General features: G+C 67.7%; 20 protein-coding genes. 1 reads left to right on the top strand and 19 read right to left on the bottom strand.

The window, feature by feature from the left end:
- Positions 1-34: 34 nt before the first annotated feature.
- The 5 genes from pstS to EHF44_RS11815 form a co-directional block, all read right to left on the bottom strand.
- Positions 35-1,066, bottom strand: coding sequence for a phosphate ABC transporter substrate-binding protein PstS (gene pstS / locus EHF44_RS11835; RefSeq protein ID WP_124683914.1), 1,032 nt, complete (start codon positions 1,064-1,066; stop codon positions 35-37).
- Positions 1,067-1,415: 349 nt separating this feature from the next.
- Positions 1,416-2,762 (bottom strand): phosphoglucosamine mutase, encoded by a 1,347-nt coding sequence (gene glmM / locus EHF44_RS11830; protein ID WP_124683913.1) that lies wholly within the window; start codon positions 2,760-2,762, stop codon positions 1,416-1,418.
- A 4-nt stretch (positions 2,763-2,766) separates the two neighbouring features.
- On the bottom strand, positions 2,767-3,636 hold the full coding sequence (gene folP, locus EHF44_RS11825) for a dihydropteroate synthase (RefSeq protein WP_124683912.1): 870 nt from the start codon (positions 3,634-3,636) through the stop codon (positions 2,767-2,769).
- 126 nt (positions 3,637-3,762) lie between these two features.
- Entirely contained in the window at positions 3,763-5,664 is a 1,902-nt protein-coding gene (ftsH, locus tag EHF44_RS11820) for an ATP-dependent zinc metalloprotease FtsH (protein WP_124683911.1), read from the bottom strand.
- Between the two features lie 198 nt (positions 5,665-5,862).
- Complete coding sequence (locus EHF44_RS11815) at positions 5,863-6,534, bottom strand: RlmE family RNA methyltransferase (RefSeq protein WP_124683910.1); 672 nt, start codon at positions 6,532-6,534, stop codon at positions 5,863-5,865.
- Positions 6,535-6,659: 125 nt separating this feature from the next.
- Between EHF44_RS11815 and EHF44_RS11810 the strand changes: the two genes are divergently transcribed.
- Positions 6,660-7,163, top strand: coding sequence for a YhbY family RNA-binding protein (locus EHF44_RS11810; RefSeq protein WP_124683909.1), 504 nt, complete (start codon positions 6,660-6,662; stop codon positions 7,161-7,163).
- Positions 7,164-7,255: 92 nt separating this feature from the next.
- Here EHF44_RS11810 and EHF44_RS11805 read toward each other — a convergent pair whose 3' ends face one another.
- The 14 genes from EHF44_RS11805 to EHF44_RS11740 form a co-directional block, all read right to left on the bottom strand.
- Positions 7,256-7,759: a DUF4149 domain-containing protein gene (locus tag EHF44_RS11805; protein WP_124683908.1), complete on the bottom strand. Its 504-nt coding sequence runs from the start codon at positions 7,757-7,759 to the stop codon at positions 7,256-7,258.
- A gap of 15 nt (positions 7,760-7,774) precedes the next feature.
- Complete coding sequence (greA, locus tag EHF44_RS11800) at positions 7,775-8,251, bottom strand: transcription elongation factor GreA (protein ID WP_092594162.1); 477 nt, start codon at positions 8,249-8,251, stop codon at positions 7,775-7,777.
- Positions 8,252-8,491: 240 nt separating this feature from the next.
- A complete protein-coding gene (gene carB / locus EHF44_RS11795) occupies positions 8,492-11,740 on the bottom strand; it encodes a carbamoyl-phosphate synthase large subunit (RefSeq protein WP_124683907.1) in 3,249 nt (1,082 codons plus the stop codon).
- Positions 11,741-11,808: 68 nt separating this feature from the next.
- Entirely contained in the window at positions 11,809-12,483 is a 675-nt protein-coding gene (gene leuE, locus EHF44_RS11790; RefSeq protein ID WP_124683906.1) for a leucine efflux protein LeuE, read from the bottom strand.
- Between the two features lie 43 nt (positions 12,484-12,526).
- On the bottom strand, positions 12,527-13,675 hold the full coding sequence (carA, locus tag EHF44_RS11785) for a glutamine-hydrolyzing carbamoyl-phosphate synthase small subunit (protein WP_124683905.1): 1,149 nt from the start codon (positions 13,673-13,675) through the stop codon (positions 12,527-12,529).
- A gap of 305 nt (positions 13,676-13,980) precedes the next feature.
- Complete coding sequence (locus EHF44_RS11780) at positions 13,981-14,394, bottom strand: RidA family protein (RefSeq protein WP_124683904.1); 414 nt, start codon at positions 14,392-14,394, stop codon at positions 13,981-13,983.
- 12 nt (positions 14,395-14,406) lie between these two features.
- Positions 14,407-14,868, bottom strand: a complete 462-nt coding sequence (locus EHF44_RS11775) for an acyl-CoA thioesterase (RefSeq protein ID WP_124683903.1) — start codon at positions 14,866-14,868, stop codon at positions 14,407-14,409.
- Positions 14,865-16,556, bottom strand: coding sequence for an AMP-binding protein (locus tag EHF44_RS11770; RefSeq protein WP_124683902.1), 1,692 nt, complete (start codon positions 16,554-16,556; stop codon positions 14,865-14,867). The genes EHF44_RS11775 and EHF44_RS11770 overlap by 4 nt, the downstream gene beginning before the upstream one ends.
- A 20-nt stretch (positions 16,557-16,576) precedes the next feature.
- Positions 16,577-17,752 carry an acyl-CoA dehydrogenase family protein gene (locus tag EHF44_RS11765; protein ID WP_124683901.1) on the bottom strand — a complete coding sequence of 392 codons (1,176 nt, stop codon included), beginning with the start codon at positions 17,750-17,752 and terminating at the stop codon, positions 16,577-16,579.
- A 10-nt stretch (positions 17,753-17,762) separates the two neighbouring features.
- Positions 17,763-18,614, bottom strand: a complete 852-nt coding sequence (locus EHF44_RS11760) for an enoyl-CoA hydratase family protein (protein WP_124683900.1) — start codon at positions 18,612-18,614, stop codon at positions 17,763-17,765.
- 54 nt (positions 18,615-18,668) lie between these two features.
- Positions 18,669-19,463, bottom strand: a complete 795-nt coding sequence (locus tag EHF44_RS11755; protein ID WP_124683899.1) for an SDR family NAD(P)-dependent oxidoreductase — start codon at positions 19,461-19,463, stop codon at positions 18,669-18,671.
- A gap of 2 nt (positions 19,464-19,465) precedes the next feature.
- Positions 19,466-21,841, bottom strand: a complete 2,376-nt coding sequence (locus EHF44_RS11750) for a bifunctional salicylyl-CoA 5-hydroxylase/oxidoreductase (RefSeq protein ID WP_124683898.1) — start codon at positions 21,839-21,841, stop codon at positions 19,466-19,468.
- A gap of 200 nt (positions 21,842-22,041) precedes the next feature.
- On the bottom strand, positions 22,042-23,931 hold the full coding sequence (locus EHF44_RS11745; protein ID WP_124683897.1) for a propionate--CoA ligase: 1,890 nt from the start codon (positions 23,929-23,931) through the stop codon (positions 22,042-22,044).
- 187 nt (positions 23,932-24,118) lie between these two features.
- Positions 24,119-25,822: a transglycosylase SLT domain-containing protein gene (locus EHF44_RS11740; protein ID WP_124683896.1), complete on the bottom strand. Its 1,704-nt coding sequence runs from the start codon at positions 25,820-25,822 to the stop codon at positions 24,119-24,121.
- Positions 25,823-25,890 lie beyond the last annotated feature (68 nt).

The following is a 25,890-nucleotide window of genomic DNA, read 5'->3' as shown; positions in this document are numbered from 1 at the left end:
TGCGCGACGGGTCGGGCTTCAGTACAGCACCAGCTTAGTACAGGGCCTTGCCCGAACCGTCCTTGACGCTCTGCTTCCACGTCGTGCGGATCTGGTTCACCACGGCTTCCGGCAGCGGCACGTAGTCCAGCTCCGTGGCCATGGCGGCGCCGCTCTTGTAGGCCCAGTCGAAGAACTTCAGCACTTCCTGGCCCTGGGCCGGCTTTTCCTGGTTCTTGTGCACCAGGATGAACGTGGCGCCGGCGATCGGCCAGGCGCCCTTGCCCGGCTGGTTCGTCAGGATCTGGTAGAACGTCTTGTTCCAGTCGGCACCGGCGGCGGCGGCCTTGAAGGCGTCGTCGCTGGGCTGCACCACTTCGCCCGCCGAGTTCTTCATCGTCAGGTACGTCATCTTGTTCTGCTTGGCGTAGGCGTACTCGACGTAGCCGATGGCGCCGTTCAGGCGCTGCACGAAGGCGGCCACGCCCTCGTTGCCCTTGCCGCCCGTGCCGCCACCCGGCCAGTTCACGGTCGTGCCCTCGCCCACCGAGCTCTTCCAGTCATTGCTGACCTTCGACAGGTAGTTCGTGAAGATGAACGTCGTGCCCGAGCCGTCGGCGCGGCGCACCGGCAGGATGTCCTGGCTCGGCAGCTTGGCCTTAGGGTTCAGGGCCTTGATCGCGGGGTCGTCCCACTTCTTGATCTTGCCCAGGTAGATGTTGGCCAGCACGTCGCCCGTGATGGTCAGCTCGCCCGGCTTCACGCCTTGCAGGTTGATCACCGGCACCACGCCGCCGATCACGGTCGGGAATTGCACGAGGTTGCCCTTGGCCAGTTCCTCGTCCTTCAGCGGGGCGTCCGACGCGCCGAAATCGACCGTCTTGGCGTTGATCTGCTTGATCCCGCCCGACGAACCGATGGATTGATAGTTGACCTTGTTACCCGTTGCTTTTTGATAGGCGTCCGCCCATTTGGAATACACGGGCGCCGGGAAGGAAGCGCCAGCACCGGTAATTTCCGCCGCGAACGCAGTACCCGCCACCACAATCGACACGATGCCTGCTACGGCAGTCTTGACCAGCTTCATATGTCCTCCAGAGAACATTGGTTGGGAATGACAAATTTTTGACAAGGCGAACTGTATGCCGCTTGTATGACAGTTCCGTGACATCCCGAAATCTTCTTCAAGCTCCCCCCCAAATGGCCGATATTGCCGGCCGCGTCACGAAAACGTCGCACTTTCGTGCGTTACTCATCACTCCCTCTGCGTCAACGCCTCAGCCCCGCCTTGCCTGCCACGCCTGGACGGTGTCGGGAAAGCTATGGCGGTTAATTGCCAAACAGGAAGAAAAAAGCCACGGCAGGTTGCCGTGGCTTTCGGGGATCGTCCCGACGCGCCGCATGCAGGCGGCCGGCGTCCGGGCAGCAAGGTGGCGTCAGGCGGTACGCAAGGCGTCGGCCAGGCGCTGCGCGGCGCGCTCAGCGGTTTCGACCTGTTCGGCCTCCACCATCACACGCACCACGGGCTCGGTGCCCGAGGCGCGGATCAGCACGCGGCCACGCCCTTCCAGTTCCGGCTCCACCTGCTCGCGGGCGGCCTTCAGGCCGGCATGGCTCTGCCAGTCGAAGCCTTTTTCCACGCGGACGTTGATGAGCGTCTGCGGGAACAGGTTCACGCCTTCCAGCAGTTGCGCCAGCGTCTTGCCGCTGCGGCGCAGCGCCGCCAGCACCTGCAGCGCGGACACGATGCCATCGCCGGTAGTGTGACGATCCAGGCACAAAAGGTGGCCCGAGCCTTCGCCGCCCAGCTGCCAGCCGCGCTTGTTCAGTTCTTCGAGCACGTAGCGGTCGCCAACCTTGGCGCGGACAAATTCCACGCCCTGCCGCTGCAGCGCCAGTTCCACAGCCATGTTCGTCATCAGCGTGCCGACCGCGCCTTCCACCTTGTGCCCGGCCGCCTGGCGGTCGCGCACGATCAGGTACAGCAGTTCGTCGCCGTTGAACAGCCGGCCGTTGGCATCCACCACCTGCAGCCGGTCCGCGTCGCCGTCGAACGCCAGGCCCAGGTCGGCGCGATGGGCGCGCACCGCTTCCACGAGCTTTTCCGGGGCCGTCGCGCCGTAGCCGGCGTTGATGTTGCGGCCGTCGGGCTGGTTGCCGATCGGAATCACCTCGGCACCCAGTTCATGGAACACGTGCGGCGCGATGTGGTACGCCGCGCCATGCGCGCAGTCCACCACGATCCGCAGTCCATGCAGGTCCTGCTCGTACGGGAACGTGCTCTTGCAGAACTCGATGTAGCGGCCGGCGGCATCGTCGATGCGCTTGGCGCGGCCCAGGTCTTCGGAGCGCACGCAGGTCATCGGCTGCTCGACCAGTGCCTCGATCTGGGATTCCACCTCGTCGGGCAGCTTGTCGCCGGCGGCCGAGAAGAACTTGATGCCGTTGTCGTAGTACGGGTTGTGGCTCGCGGAAATCACCACGCCAGCCGCCAGGCGCAGCGCGCGGGTCAGATAGGCGATGGCCGGCGTCGGCAGCGGGCCGGTCAGGCGGACGTTGACGCCCGCGGCCGTGAAGCCGGCTTCCAGCGCGGCTTCGAGCATGTAGCCCGAAATCCGCGTGTCCTTGCCAATCAGCACGGTGGGCCGCCCTTGCGACGTCTTCTGCCCCAGCGCCAGCACCTTGCCGGCCGCGTAGCCAAGCCGCATCACAAAGTCCGGCGTGATCGGCGACTCGCCCACCCTGCCGCGCACACCGTCCGTCCCGAAATACTTGCGTGTCATCTGTTCATTCTCCTTGCTGCCCTTGCGGGGCAACTGATTCATGGCGGATCGCCCACCAGACCTTGAGGGCGTCCACGGTTTGTTCTACGTCGTGCACGCGCACGATGAAAGCACCCTGCTCGGCGGCGCAGACCGCCGCGGCGATGCTGGCCGCCACCCGGGCCTGCGGCGGCTTGCCGCCGACGATGGTGCCGAGCGTCGACTTGCGCGACAGGCCCGCCAGCACCGGCAGCCCGTCGACAGCCAGGCGTGGCAGTTTTCCGAGCAGGCGCAGATTATGATCCGGCGTCTTGCCAAAGCCAAAGCCCGGATCGAGCGAAATGCGTGCATCGTCGACACCCGCCGCGCGCAGGGTTGACACCCGTTCGCGCAGGAAGTCGGCCACTTCGGCCACCACGTCGGTGTATTGGGGCGCTTCCTGCATCGTCTGGGGGTCGCGCTGCATGTGCATGACGCACAGGCCCGCCTGGCCGGCCGCCGCGGCCTCCACGGCGCCCGGCATGCGGAAACCCCAGATATCGTTGATCAAATCGGCTCCGCCCGCCAGTGCTGCACGCATCACCTCGGGCTTGTAGGTGTCGATCGACAACGGTTTGCCGCATCCAGCCAGCGCCTCGACGATCGGCATCACGCGGTCGAGCTCCTGGTCCAGCGGCAGCGCGGCCGACCCCGGCCGGCTCGACTCCCCGCCGATATCAATGATGTCCACACCCTCGGCAATCATTTGCCCGGCATGGCGCAGCGCCGCGTCGCGGCTGGCATGCTGGCCGCCGTCCGAGAAGGAATCGGGTGTCACGTTGAGGATGCCCATCACCAGCGGGCGGCGGTTGCGGGCAAAGCGGTAACGCCCGCACTGGAAGAACTCGGTCGACAAGTTGTACGTCCTGAAAACAAAAAGCCGGCGCACCAGGCACCGGCTTTGCAGGCTATCAGAATCCGCCACATTTGAAACCGTCGCAAACGGTCTGTTACGCGGCGGTCTCAGCCAGGGAAAACGCGCTTACGCCATGTCGTCGACGCGCGCCGTCGCCGGCGCGTTGCTCGGCGCCACCGGCGAGCCGCCCGGAGGCGTGCTGCCGCCACCGCTCGGGCCCTGCAGGTTGCGCGGCGGGCGCGGCGGCTTGCCGGCCATGATGTCGTTCACCTGGTCGGCGTCGATCGTTTCCCACTCCATCAGCGCGTTGGTCATGGCTTCGACCTTGTCGCGGTTCTCTTCCAGCAGGCGCTTGGCCAGCGCGTACTGGGTGTCGATGATGGTGCGGATCTCGGCGTCCACCTTCTGCTGCGTGGCTTCCGACACAGTCTTCGACGACAGCTTGCCGAACATGCCGTCCTGCTCGGTGTCGACGTAGACCATCGCGCCCAGCGAATCGCTCATGCCGAAGCGGGTGACCATGTCGCGGGCAATCTTCGTGGCCCGCTCGAAGTCGTTCGAAGCGCCGGTGCTCATGGCGTTGAGGAAGACCTCTTCCGCGGCCCGGCCGCCGAACAGGATCGCAATTTCCTCAAGCATGTTGTCCTTGTACTTCGAGTACTTGTCATGCTCGGGCAGTTGCCACGTCACGCCCAGCGCCCAGCCACGCGGCATGATCGTGACCTTGTGCACCGGGTCCGCCTTCGGCAGCAGCTTGGCCACCACGGCGTGGCCGGACTCGTGGTAAGCCGTCGCCTTGCGCTCTTCCTCGCGCATGACGGTCGACTTGCGCTCCGGACCCATGTAGATCTTGTCCTTCGCGTCCTCGAAGTCCTGCATGTCCACCACGCGCTTGTTGCGGCGGGCGGCGAACAGCGCGGCCTCGTTGACCAGGTTGGCCAGGTCGGCACCCGAGAAGCCCGGCGTACCGCGTGCGATGACCGAGGCGTCGACATCGTTGCCGATCGGCACCTTGCGCATGTGGACCTTCAGGATCTGCTCGCGGCCGCGGATGTCCGGCAGGCCGACGTAGACCTGGCGGTCGAAGCGGCCCGGACGCAGGAGCGCCTTGTCCAGCACATCGGCACGGTTGGTCGCGGCGATCACGATGACGCCCGAGTTGGCCTCGAAGCCGTCCATCTCCACCAGCATCTGGTTCAGGGTCTGCTCGCGCTCGTCGTTGCCGCCACCCATGCCGGCGCCACGATGGCGGCCGACCGCGTCGATTTCGTCGATGAACACGATGCAGGGCGCCTGCTTCTTGGCGTTCTCGAACATGTCGCGCACGCGGGCCGCGCCCACGCCGACGAACATTTCAACGAAGTCCGAGCCCGAGATGCTGAAGAACGGCACCTTGGCTTCGCCGGCGATGGCACGCGCGAGCAGCGTCTTGCCGGTACCCGGGGGGCCCACCAGCAGTACGCCGCGCGGGATGCGCCCGCCCAGCTTCTGGAATTTCTGAGGATCCTTGAGGAAGTCGACCAGCTCGACCACTTCCTCCTTCGATTCGTCGCAACCGGCCACGTCGGCAAAGGTCACGGCGTTCTGGTTCTCGTCGATCAGGCGTGCGCGGGACTTGCCGAACGAGAAGGCACCGCCTTTCCCGCCGCCCTGCATCTGCCGCATCATGTAGAACCAGAAGACGATGATCAGCAGCGTCGGTCCGAGGTAGTACAACGCCTGGACCAGCACGTTGGGCTCGTCGTCCGCCTTGCCGGTCACCTGGACGCCGTACTTCATCAGGTCGCCGACCATCCAGATGTCGCCCGGCGAGATGATGGTGTACTTCGCCCCTTCCTTGGGCGACACCACGAGGTTGCGGCCTTGCACGTCCACGCGCGACACCTTGCCGTTCTTGGCGTCATCCATGAACTGCGAATAGGTAACGCCGTCCTGCGCGCGCGGTTTGTCGAACTGCTTGAAGACGGTGAACAATACCAGCGCGATCACGAGCCAGATTGCCGCCTTTTGAAACAGGTTGTTATTCAAGGCCGAACTCCTTTGCAATTGCCTTGCCAACGGGTAGCTGCATTGCATTGTAATGCAGCGTCCGTCCCCACAGGGAAATCTGATTCTATGGGCCTGATAGTGCCCGAGCGGACTGCGCCGGGCAAGCCGGTGCGCCCCCGGCACAAACCCGGAGCCCCCTGCTTCCGTGGGGTCTGCCCTGCACTGCCAGTCGTCATGTCAGTCCACCGATTTCAGGTAACGCCCAAGAATGAAGGTTTCTGAAGACTTGTCGCGCGACGCCTTGGGCTTGCGCTTGGCGACGACCTTGAACTGGCGTTTGAACTTCTCCACGATCTGGCTGTAGCCGGAACCGTGGAAACACTTGACCAGCAACGACCCTTCCGGCTTCAGGTGGGCCTGGGCGAACTCCAGCGCCAGATCGCACAGGTACTCGATCCGCGCCGCATCCGCGGACGCCACACCGGACAAATTGGGGGCCATGTCCGAGATAACAAGGTCGATTCTGGACCCGCCGGACGCCTCCAGCACCACCTTTTCCAGCGCCCGGAACACGTCTTCCTCCCGGAAGTCGCCCTGGATGAACGTCACGTCGGCCACGGGCTCCATCGGCAGGATGTCGATGGCGATCACGGCGCCGTCCGGCTTGCCGTCCCGGGCGTGCGGGGACGCCGCCAGCTTGTTGCGCGCGTACTGGCTCCAGCTCCCCGGCGCGGCGCCCAGGTCGACAATGACCTGCCCCGGCTGGATCAGCTTGTCCTGGTCGTCGATTTCCTTGAGCTTGTAGGCCGCGCGGGCACGATAGCCCTCGCGCTGGGCCATCTTCACGTAGGGGTCGTTGATGTGGTCGTGCAGCCACGACTGGTTGAACTTGTTCTTGCCCTTGGCCATTCCTGAGACTTGCCTGATTGCGGGGAGCGCTTTTTTCCCCGATTTGATGATATTTACCGTCCAGCGGCGACATTCTGGCGTATTTTTGGCGGATAATACGCGCCAATCCGAAATTTGCTGCCCTGATGCCCGCCCTACACCTGATCCCCGCCCAACGTTCCGACCTGCGCTCGCGCGCCCACGGCCTCAACCCCGTGGTCATGATCGGGGCCGAAGGGCTGACGCGCGCCGTGCTGGCCGAAATCGACCGCAGCCTGGCGGCCCACGACCTGATCAAGATCCGGGTGTTCGGCGACGAGCGCGACACCCGCATCGCCATCTACGAGGCGATCTGCGACGAACTGGACGCCGCCCCGATCCAGCACATCGGCAAGCTGCTGGTGATCTGGCGCCCGGGCCCCGCCCGCCTGCAAGAAAACCAGCCCGACGACCTGGGCGCCGCCCGCCGCCGGCTGGGCACCGGTGCCGCCCCGCGCACGGTGATGGTCCGCAAGGCCGCCGGCTCGGGCCAGCGCCGTGCGCCGCGCACGGCGGTCAAGGTGCTTGGCAACGAGCGCGTCACCCAGGCCGGCAACGTCAAGCGCGCCCGGGCCCGGCCGTCCAGCCAGAAGAAGAAGGCGCTGGGCTGACCGGCAGGTTCAGATCGGCCACGCGCCGGTCGGTTCCCTGACCCTGAAAGAAAGGCGGCCTCGGCCGCCTTTTTTCATGCCCTGGCTCCGGCTTACTCGCCGGCGGCGCGCGGCGCGCTGGCGCGCCACACCAGCACCAGGGCCAGCAGGCTCTGCAGCAGGTAGAACACGCTCGACACGCCGTGCAGCATGCCGAACTGGCCGCGATAGGGTGATTCGGACACGCCCAGGTTCATCGCCTGCGCCTTGACCTTGAGCCCTTCCATGAACGGCTGCACCCCGAAGTACCCGGCCAGCACGCATACCAGCATCGCCAGCACGATCCAGCGCAGGGCCCGGTAGCGGGCCGCACCACGGCGGATCAGCACGTTGCACAGCACCAGTTGCAGCACGCCGACCGTCACGCCCAGGATGGCCTGGTAGCGGAACAGGTGGCCGGCCACCATGCCCGCCGTCTCGCGGCTGGGCAGCACGGCGAACAGCGTCGGCGCCACCATGTAGCCCGTGGTCCACAGGCTGCCGGCCCAGACCACGGTCAGCAGCAGGAAGATCCGGTGCGGCAGCGGCGGCAGGTTCGAATACGACGACGAGAACACGCTGTCCCGCCCGCGTCAGATGTAACGGACGGTGATGACTTCGTATTCGCGCTCGCCGCCCGGGGCCAGCACGGTGGCTACGTCGCCCTCGAACTTGCCGATCAGCGCACGGGCGATCGGCGAGCTGACGGAGATCTTGCCGCTATCCAGGTCGGCCTCGTCGTCGCCGACGATCTGGTAGCTCACGGCCTTGCCGGACTCCAGGTCTTCCAGGTCCACGGTGGCCCCGAAGACGATGCGGCCGTCCGTGTCCAGCTGGGTCGGGTCGATGACCTGCGCGGCAGACAGCTTGGCCTCCACTTCCTGGATCCGGCCCTCGATGAATGCCTGCTTTTCCTTGGCCGCGTCGTATTCGGCGTTTTCCGACAGGTCGCCCTGGGCACGCGCCTCGGAGATGGCATTGATCACCGCGGGACGCTCGACGGCCTTCAGGCGCTGCAGCTCTTCCTTGAGCAGTTCGGCGCCACGCTTTGTAATCGGAATGGTGCTCATGTCTTGTTCAACAAAAAAATGAGCCGCAGCGGAGCTGGAACCATGTCCCGGCAACAGCTTCCTGGGACACTTCCGCTCGACCGCGGCTTTCAGATGGAATCGACCCGGCACGGTGCCGGGTCGATCGACGAATTCGACGTAGTGTAGGCCAGAACCGCCGCCGGTTTCAACCCGGCGGCCGGACCGCGCCGCGCCGGGCGTCTCCCGCGGCGCAGCATCGGGCCATGACCCGGCGGACCGTCAGGCCAGCTGCTTGTGCAGGCCCTGCAGGTCGTAGACCTCCAGGCTCTGCATGTGCTTCAGGCCCTCCACCGCGGCGTTGGCGCCGGCGATGGTCGTGTAGTACGGCACGCGGTTGGCCAGCGCGGCGATACGGATCGAGCGCGAATCGGCAATCGCCGTGCGCGTCTCGTCCACCGTCGTGAAGACCAGTGCCAGTTCGCCGTTCTTGATCATGTCCACGATATGCGGACGGCCGTCCTTGACCTTGTTCACCACGCGCACCGGAATGCCCGCCGCCTCGATGGCCGACGCCGTGCCGCGCGTGGCGACGATCGGGTAGCCCAGGTCGTGCAGCATGCGGGCCACGGTCACGGCGCGCGGCTTGTCGCTGTCCTTGACCGTGATCAGAACCGTGCCCTTCTCGGGCAGGCGCGAACCGGCGGCCAGCTGGCTCTTGAACAGCGCCTCGCCGAACACCTTGCCCACGCCCATCACCTCGCCCGTCGAGCGCATTTCGGGTCCGAGCACCGGATCCACGCCCGGGAACTTGTTGAACGGGAACACCGCTTCCTTGACGCTGAAGTACGGCGGCACGACTTCCTCGCCGATCCCCTGCGAATCGAGCGACTGGCCGGCCATGCAGCGCGCGGCGATCTTGGCCAGCGACAGGCCGGTGGCCTTCGACACGTACGGCACGGTCCGCGACGCGCGCGGGTTCACTTCCAGCACGTAGACCACGTCCTCGCCGCCCTTCTGCTGGATGGCGAACTGCACGTTCATCAGGCCCACCACGTTCAGCGCGCGGGCCATGGCAGCGGTCTGGCGCTTCAGTTCGTCGACGGTGGCCTGCGACAGCGAGTACGGCGGCAGCGAGCACGCCGAATCGCCCGAGTGCACGCCCGCCTGCTCGATGTGCTCCATCACGCCGCCGATGAACACGCGCTGGCCGTCGCACAGGGCGTCCACGTCACATTCGATCGCGTCGTTCAGGAAGCGGTCCAGCAGCACCGGCGAATCGTTCGACACCTTCACGGCCTCGCGCATGTAGCGCTCCAGGTCGCGCGGCTCGTGCACGATTTCCATCGCGCGGCCGCCCAGCACGTACGACGGGCGCACCACCAGCGGGTAGCCGATTTCCTCGGCCAGGCGCAGCGCTTCGTCTTCGGCGCGGGCCGTGCGGTTCGGCGGCTGGCGCAGGCCCAGCTCCTGCAGCAGCTTCTGGAAGCGCTCGCGGTCTTCCGCGGCGTCGATCATGTCCGGGCTCGTGCCGATGATGGGCACGCCATTTGCTTCCAGGTCCAGCGCCAGCTTCAGCGGGGTCTGGCCGCCGTACTGGACGATCACGCCCACCGGCTTTTCCTTGTCGACGATTTCCAGAACGTCTTCCAGCGTCAGCGGCTCGAAGTACAGGCGGTCCGACGTGTCGTAGTCGGTCGACACCGTTTCCGGGTTGCAGTTGACCATGATGGTCTCGTACCCGTCCTCGCGCAGCGCCAGCGCGGCGTGCACGCAGCAGTAGTCGAACTCGATGCCCTGGCCGATCCGGTTCGGGCCACCGCCCAGCACCATGATCTTCTTGTTGGCCGTGGGGTCGGCCTCGCACTCGCCATGCTCGGCCTCGTACGTGCCGTACATGTACGCCGTGTTGGTGGCGAACTCGGCCGCGCAGGTGTCCACGCGCTTGTACACCGGGCGCACGTTCTGCGCCAGGCGCGCCTGGCGCACGGCCTTGGCGTCGGTCTTCAGCAGCTTGCCCAGGCGGCGGTCAGAGAAGCCCTTCTGCTTCAGGAAGCGCAGCTCGGCGGCCGACAGGCTTTCCAGCGTCCGGCCGCGCACCACGCCCTCGGTCTTGACGATGTCCTCGATCTGGGCCAGGAACCACGGGTCGATGGCCGTCTCGGCGTACACCTCTTCCAGCGACATGCCCAGGCGGAACGCGTCGCCCACGTACCAGATGCGGTCCGGGCCCGGTTCGCCGATTTCCTCGACCACCTCGTCGCGGTCGGTCGACTTCTCGTCCAGGCCGTCCACGCCCACTTCCAGGCCGCGCAGCGCCTTCTGGAACGATTCCTGGAACGTGCGGCCCATGGCCATCACCTCGCCCACGGACTTCATCTGCGTGGTCAGGTGGCTGTCGGCCGCCGGGAATTTCTCGAACGCGAAACGCGGTACCTTGGTGACCACGTAGTCGATCGACGGCTCGAACGACGCCGGGGTCTGGCCGCCGGTGATCTCGTTCTTCAACTCGTCCAGCGTGTAACCCACGGCCAGCTTGGCCGCCACCTTGGCGATCGGGAAGCCGGTGGCCTTCGAGGCCAGCGCCGACGACCGCGACACGCGCGGGTTCATCTCGATCACGATCATCCGGCCGTCCACCGGGTTGATCGAGAACTGCACGTTCGAGCCGCCGGTGTCCACGCCAATCTCGCGCAGCACGGCCAGCGAGGCGTTGCGCAGGATCTGGTATTCCTTGTCGGTCAGCGTCTGGGCCGGCGCCACGGTGATCGAGTCGCCGGTGTGGATGCCCATCGGGTCCAGGTTCTCGATCGAGCAGATGATGATGCAGTTGTCCGCCTTGTCGCGGACCACTTCCATCTCGTATTCCTTCCAGCCGAGCAGCGATTCCTCGATCAGCAGCTCGCGCGTGGGCGACAGGTCCAGCCCGCGCTTGCAGATTTCCTCGAATTCCTCGCGGTTGTACGCAATGCCGCCGCCGGTGCCGCCCAGCGTGAACGACGGGCGGATCACGATCGGGTAGCCGGCCGAGCCGGTTTCCTGGGCGATGCGCGACTGCACGGCCACGGCCTCGTCCATCGAGTGGGCGATGCCGGACTTGGCCGAGCCCAGGCCGATCTTGGTCATCGCGTCCTTGAACTTCTGGCGGTCCTCGGCCTTGTCGATGGCCTCGGGCGACGCGCCGATCAGCTCCACCTTGTACTTGTCCAGCACGCCGTGGCGGTGCAGGTCCAGCGCGCAGTTCAGCGCGGTCTGGCCGCCCATGGTCGGCAGGATGGCGTCCGGGCGCTCTTTCTCAATGATGCGCTCGACCACTTCCCAGGTGATGGGCTCGATGTAGGTGACGTCCGCCGTGTTCGGGTCCGTCATGATGGTCGCCGGGTTCGAGTTGACCAGGATGACCTTGAAGCCTTCCTCGCGCAGCGCCTTGCAGGCCTGTGCGCCGGAATAGTCGAATTCGCACGCCTGGCCGATGATGATCGGGCCGGCGCCGATGATTAGGATGCTCTTGATGTCTGTGCGCTTTGGCATTGCACGCTCTCTTTGTTGGCCGGCCGCGCGGTGCCGCGCTGGCCGTGCCGGATATCAGGTTTGAACTGTCAGCCCAGGGTGGCGGTCGCCAGCTTGGCGCCGAAGCCGATGAACATGGCCCCGACCCCGCTCGACATGCCCGCGGACAGGCGTCGGCGGCGGCGGAACGCATCGGCCAGCTTCGCGCCCACGAAGATGATCGTGGTCAGGTAGGCGAAGCTGCAGATCTGGCAGACCAGGCCCAGCGCCACGAACGACAGCGCCGGATACGCGAACTGCGGGTCGACGAACTGGATGAAGAACGAGATGAAGAACAGGATGGCCTTCGGGTTCAGCAGGCTGATGACCAGCGCCTTGGTGAACGGGTTGGCCGCGCGGTCCACGGCCACGGCGGCGCCCTGCCCGTCCGCCCCGGCCGGCTTCGACCAGTTGCGCAGCGCGCCGCGCAGCATCTGGAAGCCGATCCAGGCCAGGTAGGCCGCACCCACGTACTTGACCACGTGGAACAGCGCCGGGCTCGCCTTGAGCAGCGAGGCCACGCCCGCCGCCGACAGCACCATCAGGATCGCGTCGCCCAGGAACACCCCGCACGCGCCCTTGTACCCGGCGCGCACGCCGCGCTGGGCCGCCACCGACAGCACGTACATCGAATTCGGCCCCGGCAGCAGCACGATGAAGATCGTACCGAGCACGTAGGTCCAGAAATCCGTGATGCCGAAGCTGGCGTGCATGAATTCCGTCATGGTCGCATCCCGTTCAGGTTCTCGTTGTCGTCCGGACCGCCGCTTACGCCGCCTTCCTGGCGCGGGCGTCCTGCATCAGCTTCGTGAAGCGGTCGAACAGGTACGCGATGTCGTGCGGACCGGGCGACGCTTCCGGGTGGCCCTGGAAGCAGAACGCCGGCTTGTCGGTCAGCGCAAAGCCCTGCAGCGTGCCGTCGAACAGCGACGTGTGCGTGACGCGCGCGTTGGCCGGCAGCGTCGACGCGTCCACCGCGAAGCCGTGGTTCTGCGACGTGATCACCACGCGGCCATCGTCATGGTCCTTGACCGGATGGTTGGCGCCATGGTGGCCCGTGCTCATCTTCAGCGTCTTGGCACCCACGGCCAGCGCCATGATCTGGTGACCCAGGCAGATGCCGAACGTGGGGATGCCGCGCGCGATGAACTCGCGCGTGGCGGCGATGGCGTAGTCGCACGGCTCGGGGTCGCCGGGGCCGTTGGACAGGAACACGCCGTCCGGATTCAGCGCCAGCGCGTCGGCGGCGCTGGCCTGGGCCGGCAGCACCGTGACCTTGCAGCCGCGCTCGGCCAGCATGCGCAGGATGTTGAACTTGACGCCGTAGTCATAGGCCACCACGTGGAACTGCGGCTTGTCCTGCTTGCCGTAGCCCTCGCCGAGCTTCCACTCGGTCTGGGTCCACTCGTACGGTTCCTTGACCGACACCACCTTGGCCAGGTCCATGCCGGCCAGGCCCGGGAACGAGCGCGCCAGGTCGATGGCCTTCTGGACGTTGTCCTCGCCGGCCAGGATGCAGCCGTTCTGGGCGCCCTTCTCGCGCAGGATGCGGGTCAGCTTGCGGGTGTCGATACCGGCGATCGCCACCACCTTTTCCTGCTTCAGGTAGTGGGCGAGCGTGTGTTCCTTGCGGAAATTGGAGGCCAGAAGCGGCAGATCCTTGATGATCAGGCCGGCGGCATGGACTTTCGTGGCTTCGACATCCTCAGGATTGACGCCGTAATTGCCGATATGCGGATACGTCAGCGTGACGATCTGCCGGGAATAGCTCGGGTCGGTGAGGATTTCCTGATAACCGGTGATGGCAGTGTTGAACACCACTTCGCCGATCGTATGGCCGGAAGCGCCGATGGAATAGCCACGAAAGACCGTGCCGTCTGCAAGCGCGAGGATGGCGGACGGAAAAGACGGTAACACGGGTAGGCTCCTGCTGGACTCACCCCGTGACCGACCTGCTCAACGCCTCGTGCCCCGCGCAGCCCATGGCGGGCTGGCTTTTGCGGCATGACGCTTTCATCACATTTGTGCAGTGCATGAAAGGCCCGCGCAGACAGGGCGGCGGAAGGTGGAATACGGTAGGCGCTAGGGTGAAGGGTTCTGAAAGCGAAACTTTCGAATTATATCCCGCCGCACCCAATTTCTCAAGTATTCAAGAACTTACGATGGACAGGCGGCGCGCCGCCCGCCGCGCCCCTGCGCCGCCTTTACCTTTCCGCAACGATTCACGCAGCCGGCGGCACCACGGCCGTGACCTCGATCTCCACCTTGGCGCGCGGCTCCACGAGGTCGGCCACCTCCACCGCCGTCATCGCCGGAAAATGCCGGCCGATGATGTCGCGGTAATGCTGGCCGATGGCCTTGTAGGCGCCCACATACTCGGCCTTGTCCTTGACGTACCACGTCATCCGCGCAATGTGCTCCGGGCGCGCCCCGCCCTGCTCCAGCACCGCCACGATATTGCGCAGCGCCTGCGCCACCTGCAGCGCGAAGTCGTCGGTCTCGAACTCGCACTGGCCGTTCCAGCCAATCTGCCCGCCGACGAAGATCAGGCGGCTGCCCACCTGCATCTCGGCCTGGATGCCGTTGGCGTAGCCTTTCGGAGGCGCCCAGCCGGGCGGTTGCAACGTTTTCAGCATGATGGTCGTCTCTCAGTATTCGTTGGGTGCAGCGGTATGGGGGGACGGGGACGCGGATGGGGCCAAGTAGCGCTCCATCGCGGTGCGTACGGCTTCGGGCAGCGGCTGCGGGATCATCGCGCGCGTGTCGACGCAGACCAGCCGCTGGGCGACGGTCAGGCGCGTGCCGCCATCGGGCCCGGCAAAGCGGATGTCCACGGCAAAGCTGGTGCGGCCGACGTGCGTCACGCGCAGCTCGCGCGTGAGCTGCTCGCCCAGCCGGCTCGGCGCGGCAAAGCGGCAGTCCAGCGTGGCGGTCGGCACGCCCGCGTGGCCGGCGCCGTGCATCGCATCGAACGGCCAGTCCAGCGCGTCGGCGAACCAGTCTTCGATGAAGTCGTTCAGCATCTCGAAGTAGCGCGGGTAGAACACGATGCCGGCCGCGTCGCAGTGCTTGAAGCGCACGCGCACGTGATTGCGGAACACCTCGCTCATGGCTGCAACCCTTCGTTCGCCAGCTGGCGCAGCCGAAAGCGCTGCAGCTTGCCGGTCTCCGTGCGCGGCAGCGCGGCCACGAACTCGATGCGCCGCGGGTACTTGTACGGCGCGATCTCGCGCTTGCAGTACTCCTGCAGCGCCGTGCGCGTGGCATCGTCCGGCGCCACGCCGGGCCGCAGCACCACGTAGGCCGTCACCACCTGCCCGCGCTCGGCATCGGCCGCGCCGACCACGCCGCATTCGGCCACGGACGCGTGCTTCAGCAGCGTGCCTTCCACCTCGGGCCCGGCGATGTTGTAGCCGGCCGAGATGATCATGTCGTCGGACCGCGCCTGGTAGAAGTAGTAGCCGTCCGCGTCGGCCATGAAGGTGTCGCCGGGCAGGTTCCAGCCGTCGCGCACGTACGCCGCCTGGCGCGGATCGTCGAGATAGCGGCAGCCCGTGGGCCCGCGCACCGCCAGCTTGCCCACGGTGCCCGGCGGCACCGGCTGCATGGCGTCGTCGACGATGCGCGCCTCGTAGCCGGGCACCACGCGGCCCACGGCGCCCGGCCGCACGTCGGCGCCGGCGCTGGAAATGAAGATGTGCATCATCTCGGTGCCGCCCAGCCCGTCGGTCATCTCGATGCCGGTGGCGGCCTTCCACGCCTGGCGCGTGGCATCGGGCAGCGCCTCGCCGGCCGACACGCTCTTCCTGAGGCTGCCGATGTCGTACTGGCCCGCCAGCGTCGCCATCTGCCGGTAGAACGTGGGCGCGGTGAACACCACGGTGGCGCGATGGTCCTGGATCAGCCCGAGCAGCGTCTCGGGCGTCAGCTTCTCGGCCAGCGCCGTGCTGGCGCCGATCCGCAGCGGAAAGCACAGCATGCCGCCCAGCCCGAACGTGAACGCCAGCGGCGGCGTGCCGCAGAAGATGTCGTCCGGCGTCGGCTTGAGCACGTGGCGCGGAAACAGGTCGCACATCGCCAGCACGTCGCGGTGAAAGTGCATCGTGCCCTTGGGCTGGCCCGTGGTGCCGCTGGTGAATGCGATCAGGCAGATGTCGTCGGCAGCCGTGTCGCAGGCGTCGAACGTATCCGGCTTGCCCGCCATGGCCGTTTCCAGCGCATCGGCGCCCGATCCATTGAAATAGCGCACCGTGGTCAGCGTCGGGCAGTGGTGCTCGCCGCCGGCGCGCTGGTTGGCCTCCAGCTCGTCGCGCAGCCGCGCGTCGCACAGCGCGGCCGACACCTGCGCCTTGTCGATGATCTGGCGCAGCTCCTTGGCGCGCAGCAGCGGCATGGTCGGCACCGCGATCAGCCCGGCCTTGACCGTCGCCAGCCAGCTTGCCGCCATCATCAGGTTGTTCGGCCCGCGCAGCAGCACGCGGTTGCCGGGCACGAGCCCCATGTCCGCCACCAGCACGTGCGCGATCCGGTTCACCAGCGCCGCCAGTTGCGCGTAGGTCACGGTCTCGATGCGGCCGTCGGGGGCGTGGCGCACGGCCACGCGCTCGCCGTGGCCGACCGCCACATGCCGGTCCACCAGTTCCACGGCCGCGTTGAAGCGCGCCGGATACTGCGTGTCGGCGTTGAACTGGAACACCGGACAGCTTTCGGGCGGCGGCAGGCGGTCCCGCGCGAACGTGTCGACGTGGGCGGTGGGCGTGGCGGGGGCTGCGCTTGCGGCGGTTGCGGGGGCGGCCATGCTTGTCTCCTGTTACCGGTTCAGCGAGCCTGGCGCGCGGCCAGCGTCTCGCGGGCGATGATCAGCTTCTGCACTTCGGTGGCGCCTTCGTAGATGCGCAGCGACCGGATTTCGCGGTACAGGCTCTCCACGCGCGTGCCCACCTTGACGCCCAGGCCGCCAAAGATCTGCACCGCGCGGTCGATCACCTGCTGCGCGTTCTCGGTGGCCACCATCTTGGCCATGGCCGCCTCGCGCGTGGTGCGCTGCTGCCGCACGTCGCGCAGCCACGCGGCGCGGTAGGTCAGCAGCGCGGCGGCGTCGATGGCCGTCGCCATGTCGCCGATGGCGGCCTGCGTGAGCTGCAGGTCGGCCAGCACGCCGCCGAACATCGGCCGCGACGTGGCGCGCGCCAGCGCATCGTCCAGCGCGGCGCGGCCAAAGCCCAGCGCGGCCGCCGCCACCGACGCGCGGAAGATGTCCAGCGTCATCATCGCCACCTTGAAGCCCTGCCCGGGCTCGCCCAGCCGGTTGCCCACGGGCACCCGGCACTGGTCGAAGCGCAGCGTGGCCAGCGGGTGCGGCGCGATCACGTCGATGCGCTCGGCGATCGACAGGCCCGGCGTATCGGCATCGACGACGAAGGCGGTGATGCCGCGCGCGCCCGGCGCCTCGCCCGTGCGCGCGAACACGCAGTAGAAGTCGGCGATGCCGCCGTTCGAGATCCACGTCTTGGCGCCGTCCAGCACGTAGTGGCTGCCGTCGTCCGACAGCCGCGCGCTGCACTGCATCGCCGCCACGTCCGATCCGGCCTCGGGCTCGGACAGCGCGAACGCGGCGATGGCCTGGCCCTGCGCCACACGCGGCAGGTAGCGCGCGCGCACGGCGTCGCTGCCGGCCAGCGTGATCGCGCCAGACCCCAGGCCCTGCATCGCGAACGCAAAGTCGGCCAGGCCGTCATGCCGGGCCAGCGTCTCGCGCAGCAGGCACAGCGCCCGCGAATCGAGCCCCGGCAGCGCCCCGCCGTGCGCCGCCGGCACGCAGTAGCGCAGCCAGCCGGCCTCGCCTAGCTGGCGCACCAGCGCGCGGCAGGCCGCGTCGGCGTCGTGATGGTCGATGTCGCGCAGGTGGCTGCCGCACCAGGCGTCCAGTTCGGCTTCTAGCTGGCGGTGCGCCGGGTCGAAGAACGGCAGGTCGAGATAGCTCTTGTCGCTCATGCGGCGCTCCTCAGTCGCCTTCGAAGACGGGTTTCTGCCGGGCGACGAACGCGTCATAGGCGCGCCGGAAGTCGCGCGTCTGCATGCAGATGGCCTGCGCCTCGGCCTCGGCCTCGATGGCCTCGTCCACGCCCATGTTCCATTCCTGGTGCAGCAGCTTCTTGGTCACGCCGTGCGCGAACGTCGGCCCGGCCGCGATCTGCGCGGCCAGCGCCTGGGCCTGCGCCAGCACCGCGTCGCTCGGGTGCAGCGCGTTGAAGAAGCCCCACTGCAGCCCTTCCTCGCCGCTCATCGCCCGGCCCGTGTACAGCAATTCGCTGGCGCGGCCCTGCCCGATCATGCGCGGCAGCAGCGTGCAGGCGCCCATGTCGGCCCCGGCCAGCCCCACGCGCACGAACAGGAACGCGGTCTTTGCCTGCGCGGTACCGAGCCGCAGGTCGGACGCCAGCGCCATCATCGCGCCCGCCCCGGCGCAGATGCCGTCGACGGCGCTGACAATCGGCTGCGGGCACGCCCGCATCGCCTTGACCAGATCGCCGGTCATGCGCGTGAAATCCAGCAGCTCGGGCATCGTCATCTGCGTGAGCGGGCCGATGATCTCGTGCACGTCGCCGCCCGAGCAGTAGTTGCCGCCCGCGCCGGTGATGACCACGGCCTTGATGTCGGTGGCATAGGCCAGCCCGCGGAACAGGTCGCGCAGCTCGGCGTACGAATCGAACGTCAGCGGGTTCTTGCGCTCGGGCCGGTTCAGCGTGAGGGTCGCCACCTTGCCGTCGGCCGACACCGACCACAGGAAATGCCTGGGCTGGTAGTCGGCAAAGGCCCGCTTGTGGTGACGCATGTCGAGTGCGATGTCAGTCATGGAAGGTCTCGGGTTGGGAATCCAGTCATTGCGAAGGGCGGGTGCGCGCGCGCATCACCCCGCCATCACCTCCCCGCCCGCCACCGGGATGGCCTGCCCGTTGATGGCGGATGCGGCGGGCTGGCACAGCCAGGCCACGGCGTCAGCCACTTCCTCGGGTTGCACCAGACGCTTCTGGGGGTTGCGGGCGGCCAGTTCGGCGCGGGCCTGGGCTTCGGTGCGGCCGGTCTTGCCGACGATGTTGGCCACGGCGTCGCGCACGATGTCCGTTTCGGTGTAGCCGGGGCAGACGGCGTTGACCGTGATGCCCTTGGCAGCCAGTTCCAGCGCCAGCGCCCGGGTCAGGCCGATCACGCCGTGCTTGGCCGCGCAGTACGCGCTGACGTAGCCGTAGCCGATCAGCCCGGCCGTGCTGGCCACGTTGACGATCCGGCCCCAGCCCTGCGCCAGCATCATCGGCAGCGCGGCCTGCGTGCACAGGAACGTGCCGGTCAGGTTCACGTCGAGCATGCGCTGCCAGAGCGCCAGGTCGGTCTTGCCGAACGGCGCGCTGTGCGCCTGGCCGGCGTTGTTGACCAGCAGCGTGACCGGGCCGCGTTCCGCGCTGGCCCGGGTGAACGCCGCCGACACGGCGTCGGCGTCGGTGATGTCAGCCGGCGCGGCACCCAGCGCGGCGCCTTCGGCCACCGACGCGGCCAGCGCCTGCATCGTCGCGTCCAGCGCGGTCATGTCGCGGCCCACCAGCGTCACGCTGGCGCCGTCTTCGAGCAAGCGGCGCGCAATCGCGGCGCCAATGCCGCGCGCGCCGCCGGTGACCAGCGCGTGCCGCCCCTGCAAGGCCCGTGTCATCGTCACTTCCCCGGCTGCTGCGCGTACGCCGCCGCACGCGCCAGATTGGTTTCGAGCTGTTTCTTGCCGGCCACGTACTGCCTGGGCCAGGCCACGTCGCGGTAGCCCAGCCGCGCGGCCTCGTGCAGCGTCCACGCCGGGTCGGCCAGATGCGGGCGGGCAATCGCGCACAGGTCGGCACGGCCGGCGGCCACGATGCTGTCGACGTGGTCGGCCTCGAAAATGGCACCCACCGCAATGGTCGGGATGCCGGCCTCGTTGCGGATGCGGTCCGCGAACGGCGTCTGGTACATCCGGCCGTAGACCGGCGTCTGGTCCGGGCTGACCTGGCCCGACGAGCAGTCGATCATGTCCGCGCCGGCCGCCTTGAACGCGCGGGCGATGGCCACCGCGTCGTCGGCCGTGATGCCGCCGTCGACCCAGTCGTGCGCCGAGATGCGCACCGACATCGGCTTGTCCTGCGGCCAGACGGCCCGCACCGCGGCAAAGACCTCCAGCGGAAAGCGCAGCCGGTTGGCCAGCGACCCGCCGTAGTCGTCGGGCCGCACGTTGGTCAGCGGCGAGATAAAGCTGGACAGCAGGTAGCCGTGCGCGCAGTGCAGCTCCAGCCAGTCGAAGCCGGCCTGCGCCGCGCGGCGCGCGTTGGCCACGAAGTCGTCGCGCACGCGGTCCATGTCGGCGCGCGTCATCTCGCGCGGCACCTGCGAGATGCCCGGCAGGTAAGGCAAGGCCGACGCCGATTCGAGCGGCCAGTTGCCGTCGGGCAGCGGATGGTCCATCCGCTCCCAGCCCACCTGCGTGGAGCCCTTGCGCCCGGCATGGCCAAGCTGGATGGCGATCCTGGCGTCGCTGTTGGCGTGGACGAAATCGACGATGCGCCGCCAGGCGTCGCGCTGGGCGTCGTTCCACAGGCCGGGGCAGCCCGGCGTGATGCGCGCGTCCGGCGACACGCAGGTCATCTCGGCCACCACCATCGCCGCCCCGCCCATCGCGCGGGCGCCCAGGTGGACCAGGTGGAAGTCGCCGGGCACACCGTCGACGGCCGAGTACATCGCCATCGGGCTCACCACCACGCGGTTTTTCAGCGTCACGCCGCGCACCGTGAACGGCGTGAACATCGGCGGCAGCCCGGCCTCGCCGGCGGCGGCGCGCAGGTTCAGCGTCTCCGGGGGCACACCGGCCTGGGCGGCCAGCCATTGCTCGAAGCCGTCGACGTAGCCGGCGTCGCGCACGCGCAGGTTTTCGTGGGAAATGCGCTGCGAGCGCGTCAGCAGCGAATAGGCGAACTGCTCGGGCGCCAGCCCGGCGTAGCGCTCGACGTTCTCGAACCATTCGGTCGAATTGCGCGCGGCGTTCTGGATCTTCAGCACCTCCACGCTGCGCGTGGCCTCGTAGCGCGCCAGGGCGTCGGGCAGCGCGTCCAGCCCGGCCGCGCGGTGCGCGCCGATCTCGCTTGCCAGGTCGATGGCATCCTCCAGCGCCAGCTTGGTCCCCGATCCGATCGAGAAATGCGCCGTATGCGCCGCATCGCCCATCAGCACCACGGGCACGCGCCGGCCGTCTGCCAGCGTGTTCCAGTGCACCCAGCGGTGACAGATCACGCGCGGAAAGCGGATCCAGTTGGCCGAGCCGCGCAGGTGCGTGGCGTTGCTGATCAGCCGGTGGCCGTCCAGGTAGCGCGCGAACAGCTTCTCGCAGTAGGCCACGCCGTCTTCCTGGCTCATCTGCTCGATGCCGGCGGCATGCCAGACGGCCTCGGGCGCCTCGACGATGAACGTCGACGTGTTGTCGTCGAACCGGTAGGCGTGAGCCTGGAACCAGCCGTGCTCGGTCTTCTCGAACGCAAACGTGAAGGCGTCGAACAGCTTGTGGGTGCCCAGCCAGACAAAGCGGCACTGCCGCGTGTCGATATCGGGCTGGAAGGTCTCGGCGTAGCGGGTGCGGATGCGGCTGTTGATGCCGTCGGACGCGATGACCAGGTCGGCCTGGTACTGCGCGGCCAGCGCCTGGTCGTCGGACACATCGGTCTCGAACACAAGCCTGACGCCAAGTGCCTCGCAGCGCGCCTGCAGGATGTTCAGCAGCCGCTTGCGGCCGATGCCGATGAAGCCATGGCCGCCCGAGCGGATGGTCCGGCCGCCGATGTGGATGTCGATGTCATCCCAGTGGTTGAACGCGGCATTGATCTCGGCCGCGCTGACGGGGTCGGCCGACTTCAGGTTTTCGAGCGTGGCATCGGAAAACACCACGCCCCAGCCGAACGTGTCGTAGGGCCGGTTGCGCTCCACCACCATCACGTCGTTGGCCGGGTCCTGCAGCTTCATCAGCAGCCCGAAATACAGGCCCGCCGGGCCGCCACCAATACAAAGCACACGCATCCGTCGATCTCCCGCACGCCCCGCCCGTCACACCGGGACGCCGTTCTACATCAGGGTTAAATATTTTATGCTTAAAATATTAGGCGGCAATGGGGCGGGATGGCAAGGGGAATTTTGGCTGTCCCGATCCGCCGGGTTCGCTCCCCTCTCCCGCCTGCGGGAGAGGGGAGAAAACCACCATCGCTAAACAGACTACCGCCCTACCCCAGCGCCGTCTTCACCTGCTCCAGCGCGGTCGGGTCCTCGATCGTCGTCAGGTCGCCCGGGTCGCGGCCTTCGGCCACGGCCTGGATGGCGCGGCGCAGCAGCTTGCCGGAGCGGGTCTTGGGCAGCGCATTGACAAAGAACACGCGCGCCGGGCGCGCCACGGCGCCCAGTTGCTGCTCGACGGTCTTCATCAGTTCGCCTTCGAAGGCCAGGCGGTCCGCCTCGGAGCCGGTGCGGCTGGCGTCGCGGGCGATGCAGAAGCCCAGCGCCACCTGCCCTTTCAGCGCGTCCTGCACGCCCACCACGGCCACCTCGGCCACGCCCGGATGCGACGACAGGCTTTCCTCGATCTCGCGCGTGCCCAGCCGGTGCCCGGCCACGTTGATCACGTCGTCGGTGCGGCCCAGGATGAAGACGTAGCCGTCGTCGTCGCGCACGCCCCAGTCGAACGTCGAGTAGCACTGGCGGTTTGGCACGGCCGACCAGTACGTGCGGATGAACCGGTCGTCGTCGCCCCAGACCGTGGTCATGCAGCCCGGTGGCAGCGGGTAGTCGATGGCCACCACGCCCTTCTGGTTCGGCGGGCATTCTTGGCCGGTCACCTCGTCGACGATGCGCAGGTCATAGCCATAGGCCGGCACGCCCGGCGAGCCCAGCTTGGCCGGCAGCGGCTCCACGCCGCGCTGGATGGCGATGATTGGCCAGCCCGATTCGGTCTGCCAGTAGTTGTCGACCACGGGCTTGCCGATGCCGTCCTGGATCCAGCGCGCCGTGGGCTCGTCCAGCGGCTCGCCGGCCAGGAACAGCAGCCGCAGGCTGGACAGGTCGTGGCGGGTCAGCAGCGCCGGGTCCTGCTTCTTGAGCACGCGGATGGCCGTCGGCGCGCTGAACAGGATGTTGACGCGATGTGTCTCCACGATGCGCCACAGAATGCCGCCGTCGGGCCGGATCGGCGTGCCTTCGTACATCACCGAGGTCATGCCGGCCAGCAGCGGCGCGTAGACGATATAGCTGTGGCCGACCACCCAGCCCACGTCGGATGCCGTGAACATCGTGTCGCCCGGCTTGCCGCAGAAGATGTACGCCATGGACGTGGCCAGCGCCACCGCGTAGCCGCCGGTGTCGCGCTGCACGCCCTTGGGCTTGCCCGTGGTGCCCGACGTGTAGAGCACGTACGACGGCTCGCTGGACTCCAGCCACACGCACGGCACCACCTGCCCGGCCACCTTGTCGCGCCACGCGGCGTAGTCCTCGTCGCGGCCTTCGGTACGTGGCATTTCCGCCAGATTGCGGTCGACGAGCAGCACCTTGTCCGGATGATGGCCGGCCAGGCGGATCGCCTCGTCCAGCAGCGGCTTGTACGGCACGACCTTGCCCGCGCGCGACCCGGCGTCGGCGCTGACGATCACCTTCGGCCGGGCATCGTCGATGCGCGCGGCCAGGCTGACCGACGCAAACCCGCCGAACACCACCGAGTGCACGGCCCCGATCCGCGCGCAGGCCAGCATCGCGAACATCGCCTCGGGGATCATCGGCATGTAGACCAGCACGCGGTCGCCGCGCTGCACGCCCAGCGCCTGCAGCGTGGCGGCCATGCGGTTCACTTCGTCGTGCAGTTGCAGGTAGGTGTAGACGCGCTCGGTGTCGGTCTCGGTCGACACGTAGACCAGCGCGCGCTGGTCGCCGCGCGCGGCCAGGTGGCGGTCCACGGCGTTGTGGCACAGGTTGGTGCGCCCGCCGACGAACCAGCGCGCGAACGGCGGGCGGCTGTCGTCGAGCACGCGTTCGAACGGGGTTTCCCAGTCGATCCGCGCGGCCTGTTCGGCCCAGAATCCGGCCTTGTCGGCCAGGGATCGCGCGTGCAGGGCACGGCTTGCCGTCATGGTGTCTCCTCCGCTTGTCATGGTCGGAATGCGGTGCCGATGGCGTTCGGCCCGGCCTTGTTTTCTGGAGAATCTACCATGACCGCATCGCGGCCAAGCGGTTTGTCGGCGCCGCCGTGCGCCCCAAAACAAAACGCCCCGGCGCGGGGCCGGGGCGTCTGGAGCCAGGGGTCAGGGTTGCCGCGAACTAGCGCGCGTGGCCCTTGGTGGACTTGGCCGACGTGGCCGATGACGTCGACTTGGCCGGCGCCGGCTTGGCGGCGGACTTGGCAGCAGCCGCCTTGCGCGGCGTGGCCTCCACCACCACGCGCTTGCGCGGCTCGGCCTTTTCCGCCTTGTCGGCTTTCGACGACCGGGCCGCAACCGCCTTGCCCGCCGGCTTGCCGGTCGATTTGCCCCGCGCGGCACTGCGCGCGGGCGCATCGTCGCCATCGTCGCCGCGCTCGGCCCGCGCCGCCGCAGCCGAATTGGGCCGCAGCATCAGTACCAGGCTCTGCCCGGCCACGAGCTTGCTGCCCGACAGCTTGTTCCACGACTGCACCTGCCGGGGCGACACGCCGTAGCGGCGCGCCACGGACACCACGGTATCGCGCCGGCCCGCCTTGACGACCACGCGCTTGGCGTCGGGCACGTCGGGCTCCACGGCCAGCATCGCGGTATCCACCAGCGACGCGCTGATGTCCTGGTCATGGCGCTCGGTGCGGGGGATCATCACCGTCGACCCGGCCTTCAGGCGCATGCCCTTGGGAATGCGGTTGATCTCGCGCAGGGTATCGGCATCGACATTGAGCCGCGCCGCCAGTGCCTCCACCCGCTCGCGGCTATCCACCGAGATCGCCGTCCACGTCGACAGGCCGCCCCGGTAGGTGTTGAGGTTGTACTGGAAGCGCTCGGCGTTGTCGAACGGCAGCAGGATCTGCGGATTGGCCGCGCCCAGGATCACGGGCCGGTTGAACGACGGGTTCAGCGCCTTGAACTCGTCCAGCGGCATGTTGGCCAGCTTGGCCGCCAGCGCCACGTCGATGTCGCGCGACGTGGTGACCGTGACGAAGTACGGATGGTCGGGAATGTCGGGCAGCTTCACGCCGTACGCGGCCGGGTTGGCGATGATGTTCTTGACCGCCTGGAGCTTCGGCACGTAGTAGCGCGTCTCGTTCGGCATGGTCAGGCTGGCGTAGTCGGTGGGCAGCCCGCGCGCCTGGTTGCGTGCGATGGCGCGCGACACGGCGCCCTCGCCCCAGTTATAGGCCGCCAGCGCCAGGTGCCAGTCGCCGAACATATCGTGCAGCCGCGACAGGTAGTCCAGCGCGGCGTCGGTGGACGCCAGCACGTCGCGCCGCTCGTCGCGGAACATGTTCTGCTTGAGGTTGTAGGACTTGCCCGTGCTCGGGATGAACTGCCACATGCCGGCCGCCTTGGCCGTCGATTCCGCCTGGGGGTTGAACGCGCTCTCCACGAACGGCAGCAGCGCCAGCTCGGTGGGCATGTTGCGGCGCTCCAGCTCTTCCACGATGTGGTACAGGTAGCGGCTCGACCGGCCGACCATCCGTTCCATGTAGTCGGGGCGCGCGGCATACCACTGCGTGCGGTCGTCGACCAGCGTGCCTTCCAGGTCCGGCATCGTGAAGCCCTTGCGGATGCGGGCCCAGATATCGGCGGACGGGCCGCGCAGCCAGTCCACGCTGGCCTGGTCGACGTTGACCACCGGCGCGCCGGCCAGCGAGCCGGCGCGGCCAGTGCTGTTCAGGGTGTTGAGCGGGTCCTTGGGCGGACCGGATTCCAGGGCGGTCGGCGTGCCGGCCATCTCGCCGGCGGGCGGAGTGGGTGTGCCGGCGCAGGCTGCAAGCAGCGCGGCACACGCAACTACCGCCAGAAATCGACCAAATCGCATTAAGTTCTCTGAAAGTGACGCCAAAAATTTGGCCTGATCCTATGGAAAAGGCCGGGGCACGTCAATGA

Source organism: Cupriavidus pauculus (assembly GCF_003854935.1).
GTDB classification, from domain to species: Bacteria; Pseudomonadota; Gammaproteobacteria; order Burkholderiales; family Burkholderiaceae; genus Cupriavidus; species Cupriavidus pauculus_C.
Note: the sequence above shows the minus strand (reverse complement) of the source record. Positions and strands in the feature narration are given on the sequence as shown.